Source organism: Xanthomonas cissicola (assembly GCF_008801575.1).
In the GTDB taxonomy this organism is placed as follows: Bacteria; Pseudomonadota; Gammaproteobacteria; order Xanthomonadales; family Xanthomonadaceae; genus Xanthomonas; species Xanthomonas cissicola.
In genome coordinates this window covers 1-4,908 of record NZ_VZPL01000135.1, presented here as the reverse complement: position 1 = coordinate 4,908, position 4,908 = coordinate 1, and the positions used below count along the sequence as shown (strand labels likewise).

General features: G+C 58.9%; 1 protein-coding gene and 3 pseudogenes. 2 read left to right on the top strand and 2 right to left on the bottom strand.

What is annotated here, in order from left to right; genetic code table 11:
* Positions 1 to 128: 128 nt before the first annotated feature.
* Positions 129 to 263 (bottom strand): annotated as a pseudogene (locus F7R02_RS27620) (HpaI protein); the annotation flags it as partial.
* A gap of 724 nt (positions 264 to 987) precedes the next feature.
* Between F7R02_RS27620 and F7R02_RS24260 the strand changes: the two are divergent.
* The gene (locus F7R02_RS24260; protein ID WP_078590765.1) at positions 988 to 3,405 is read left to right on the top strand and encodes an HrpF/NolX family T3SS translocon protein; all 2,418 of its coding nucleotides are present in this window, start codon (positions 988 to 990) and stop codon (positions 3,403 to 3,405) included.
* A gap of 871 nt (positions 3,406 to 4,276) precedes the next feature.
* Positions 4,277 to 4,690: pseudogene (locus tag F7R02_RS24250) on the top strand (leucine-rich repeat domain-containing protein); the annotation flags it as partial.
* Positions 4,691 to 4,802: 112 nt separating this feature from the next.
* Here F7R02_RS24250 and F7R02_RS24240 read toward each other — a convergent pair.
* A pseudogene (locus F7R02_RS24240) lies at positions 4,803 to 4,908 on the bottom strand (IS5/IS1182 family transposase); the annotation flags it as partial.

Sequence of the window (4,908 nt, the reverse complement as noted above, 5' to 3'; positions counted from 1 at the left end):
CGGCCTGCTTCAGCGTGGCGATGATCTGTGTCTCGGTGAACTTCGATGTGCGCATGGAACCTCCTGACTTGGGAACGATGCCAGAAAGATCTACTTATGCGGTGTCTGCGGATCGGGGGAGCTTACGACAGCATGCCGGCCGGCCCCAGAATGGTTTCGCCTTCGCCGAGCCGCTGCGCAAGCTTGCCCGGCAATCGGAGACATGCGCTCAGGCCGATAAGAAACGCGGTATTCGCTGATTTCCGATTATGCGATTCCAACATAAGAGATACTCCATGAGGGCATTTTCGATACCGCATTCATGCACCAACAGGTAGTGCCAATGCACCAATTGCGTGCGCCAGATTGGCTTGCGCCGCACTTCGCGCCCGAGCGAAGCACAGCGAACCACCAGCGCTGTACACGAAGTTGGGTCACCGCAAATTGGCCGACCAAAACCTGCGCCACACTTTTAGAGCGGACATCGGCGGGACAAGAGCGACCTTGATCCGGTGAATCATCCGGCCCTCTGGCTGCACATACAGGCGACGCAGGGAGGTCTCGCACCCTGGCGGCCTACATGCACACAACGCATGACACAAATACTAACTATCTGCGCACATCATCAACTTCAATTTCAGCGGTCTCCATCATCATAATCAGTGCAAATTCCATCTGGAGCAGCCGAATAATCCGGACAATCCTCATGACATGCATTCTTGGCACTCATCGGTTTGCAACGCCGTATCAACCCGATAGTCATGATGGGACAGGCCACAGCAGGAGCACTCGTCTGTCGGGCAGCTGCGCGCGAACGAGCAGCCCCTGAATAGGGCATCGACGCACCGATTTTTGCGCTTTTTTCGCCAAAATAGTTCGTCGACCAAGGTGCCCATCGCGCAGATTGGCAACATACGGCTACACCGCATGGGCGCACCCGTGCGGCCGTATAAGAGAAAGCTTATACGCAGGTGCTTCTGCCAATTCTGCCATTGCGAGGCCGCCCATATGTCGCTCAATACACTTTCTACCGGGAGCAACCCCAGCCAATTGCTGGGCACTCCTCTAAACGAGTCCGATTCGTCGGAGCTGTTGGGGTCGGATTCGTCCAAGGATGACTCCGATCTGCCGTCGACGATGGACGACATCTTTCTGCTGATCTACCAGCTGCTGGCAGCCCTCCAAACCAACGCGCCAACGAGTACATCAGGCAATGGGTCAGCCGATGCACCAACAAGCGCGCCAAGCGGCGATGCCAGCACCCCGTCTTCTGCATCGGACGATCAAGCCAACCAGCCGATCGAGAAGCGCACCTCGTGGCCATCGCTGGGCTACGACTTCGATCCCAAGGACATCAAGGGTAAGGACGCGCCACCAGCGTTGGAGGGCTCAACGGTCACCTGGAACGGTGGCACGCTCACACCATCGGAGCTGCAGATCGTTTCGACCTTGAATGCCCACAAGGATCAGATGCCGCTCGAATACAAGAATCTCGATGACAAGATCAACGACCCTTCCACGCCCGCCGACCTGAAGGCCGCATTGCAGGGACTGAAGCAGGACCCGCGCTTGTTCTTTGCGATCGGTTCGCAGGGAGACGGCAAGTGCGGCGGCAAGATCAAGGCGCAGGATCTCTGGGATTTCTCCGATTCGCATCCGCAGGTCAAGGCGATGGGCGGGAAGAACGACCAGTTGAACCCCAAGGACATCAAGGGATCGACGCCACCTCCCGCCGTCGATGGCTCATCGGTCACCTGGGATGGTGGAACGCTCACCCAGAATGAGCTGGAAATCGTCAGTACGCTCAATCGCCATAAGGATCAGTGCCCACTCAAGTGGTCCGATCTGGATGCAAAGATCAACGACCCGTCGACACCACCGGATCTGAAGAAGGCATTGACCGACTTGCAGTCGGACCCGCGGCTGTTCTTCGCGATCGGCTCGCAAGGTGATGGCAAGTGCGGCGGCAAGATCAAAGACGGCGATCTCGGCAAGTTCGTCTCGCACCATGCGCAGGTCGCCGAGTACGCCGACAAGCAAGCAAAGAGCTACACACAGAACTACGTGGCCTCGGACAGCCCGGACAAGACCAAGGCGTCGGTAATGAACGAGAGCGATGCCATGCGTGAGCTGTACCGCTATTCGGACTATCTGCCGGACGATCTGAATCAGGATACCTTCAAGTCTCTGGTGGACGGCGAAAGCAGCACCAAGAAATGTCCGCCGCAGGTCATCGCTGCCGCACAGTATTTTCGTGATCATCCCGACCAGTGGAAAGCGCTGGCAGGAGACTCCGGCTCGATGAGCAAACCGGACTTCCTGCAGAAAGCCAGCTCCGAGATTCACCTGACGGCGGACGAGCAGAAGACGCTGGACACCATCAACAGTCATCAAGACGCTTTTTACGGCGATGGCAAGGAAGTGACCCGCGACAAGCTCGACTCCATTTCCAAGGACGACAAGGCCGACCCCGCGGTGAAAGAGGCCGCGACGCAGTTGTTGAACGATCCGTTGCTGTTCGGGTTGTTGAACAACTCGATCACCGGCTACAAGAAGCCACATCGCTTCTTCGGGGGTGGTCATGTCGTCGACTCGGGCAAGATCAGCCAGGACGATTTCCGGCGGTTCTACGACAACATGAGCGCAGCCAACAAGACCGTGGACAAGCCGGTCACGCACGATGCCAGCTCGGCCGAGCAGCAAAAGGCCGTCTCGGACATGCTGATGGGCAAGGACGATCCGCCCGCGATCAAGAAGCCCAAAAAAGACGTCGGCGTGTTCCAGGAGGGCTTGCACGAGTTCCTCAAGTGGGACAGCAAGATCCTGGACTGGATGTCCGTTGGCCTCAGCGCATTGAATGGGATTCCCATCATCGGCGAAATTACCGATGCGGCGTCGATTGCATTGGAAAGCGAGGCGCAGGCGGCGCAGGTGGTCGACACCGCAATTCAAGGTGGCGACATGTCGCTTGCCTTGAAGCTGGCCGGCATCAATATAGCCGGAGCAGTGGTTGGAGCAGTCGGCGGACCCACGGCCAGAATCGGAGCCAAGGCGGTCGCCAAGGGAGTCGCCGAAGCCGCGGCCAAGGAAACAGCTGAGGGTGCGGCCAAGGGAACTGCCAAGGGCGTGGCCAAAGGTGCGGGTAAAACGGCGGCCGAACGGCAGAGCGCCGCGGAGTTCGCAAAAGGCTATGTCGGCGGCACCGCTATCAGTAAATCGGTTGAAATTCTCAAGATGCCCGTCTTGGCGGGTTTGCATTACGAAGAATATCAACTGGACAAGCAGAAAGACGGGGAGATCCACCAGAAGATGGAAAACGCCGGCGGCATCCCGATGGGTAAGCAGATTGTTCCCACGAACGTTGCCAACAATTTCGAGGGAGACCTGCGACAGAACCTGAGGAATATCAGAGTGCGTCGTAGATAACGCGCATGCCACAGCGACATTTGCGTTAGACGTCCTGCAGCCGGCGTTGGTGCTCGTGAACGTGGGCGTTGCGGCAACGCCGGTCGATCCGCCACGACGTGCTGCGGGGTCGCGCTGCGATGGTGCGTTGCGGTTCGCTTGGCAACCTTCGTATGAACGTGCCTCTAGGTGCCTGGAGGCACGTTCCGGCGCCGCTGCAGCCGTAATGTGCCTGCGGGCGATTAAGCGACGGGATGCCGGAGGCTGTCCCGGGAGCATCAACATCCTTGCAATGAAGACGGTCGACGCGCGTGCATCCTGAGTCGCGAACGATGTGGCGCACCACCTGATCGGTCTCCTGTTGCCATCGTGTGTTTCACGCTGAAAACCGATTAAATCGAACCTCGAACCATTCACCGCTTTCGGTGAGCAGATACGCAGCACGGCTGCGCCCTTGGACACAAGCGTCTGATTCGCCAGGCGATACAACCTCTTCGCTTTGGTGCAGTGATGACAGTCGCATCGCAGTAGCCTGCATTCCGCAAACGCTGCAGCCAGCCGACTACGCAGGAGATACCTCCATGTTCAATATAAATCGCTTACTGCGCTCGCGTCCGCGAACGGACACTGCCGATCAAGCACCGGCTGAAGACAGGCCTTCACATCAGCCTTCGGCCGCAGAGGGCTTGCTGAGCCCTCTGCTCGCGCGGCCACGGCGGCGCGAAAGCGCGGCGGCGGCAGACACGTCGGCGCCTAGAAACGCGGGGCAAAAGAGTCTTTCCGATCACCTCTGCGTCCGTCGGGCCAGCCGGCTGCACTCGCGGGAGCCTCTTCTGCGCCACCGCGCAGCATCGAGCACGACATCGACGATTGGCTTGCGCAAAGCCTACCGTTGGCAGAGGGGGTTCGAACGGGCTACAACCTGTACGACGGGCAGAGAGATACGTCGCGGGAGGTGCTGCAACGCGCGGCAGACACGATCCGCCGTGCAGCGACCCGCCGAAGCACCGAGCTTGTCCTCGACCACGGCCTTCCTGCCACGACGCTGCCTGATGCGGTCGGCCGGCTCGACGCGCTACAGAAATTGACGCTGTTACATACCGGGCTTCAGTCGCTGCCGGGCAGCCTGGGACAGCTGCGCCAGCTCCGCCATCTGCAAGTCGTTGGCGCGCCGGGCCTGAAAAAGCTGCCACCTTCGTTGACGCGTCTGTCCAATCTAAGAACCCTTCAATTGATGATGACCCCGTTGGACGAGCTGCCCGCAGACCTGGGGCGGATGCAAGGTCTGCGCAACCTCACGCTAGGGAAGGTCTGAATAACGAGGCCTGAGAGTGCGGGATGTCGCGTCGTTCCGAAGAGTGGCGTTTGAATCTTTGGAATTTCGCCATTTCTGGCGCTTTCCGTGGGAATTTCCTGGTTTACAGGCGCACGCTCCCCATAGCCGGCAGCAACTGCTTTCGCTTCATCCACAGATTGGAGAGCGCAAACAAGGTCAGCACGTGTGCGGTGTTTTTGGCCAGGCCG

What these genes read in the sequence shown, in the direction of transcription:
- F7R02_RS24260 (WP_078590765.1), top strand. Translation starts at nt 988, where the DNA reads ATGTCGCTCAATACACTTTCTACCGGGAGCAACCCCAGCCAATTGCTG.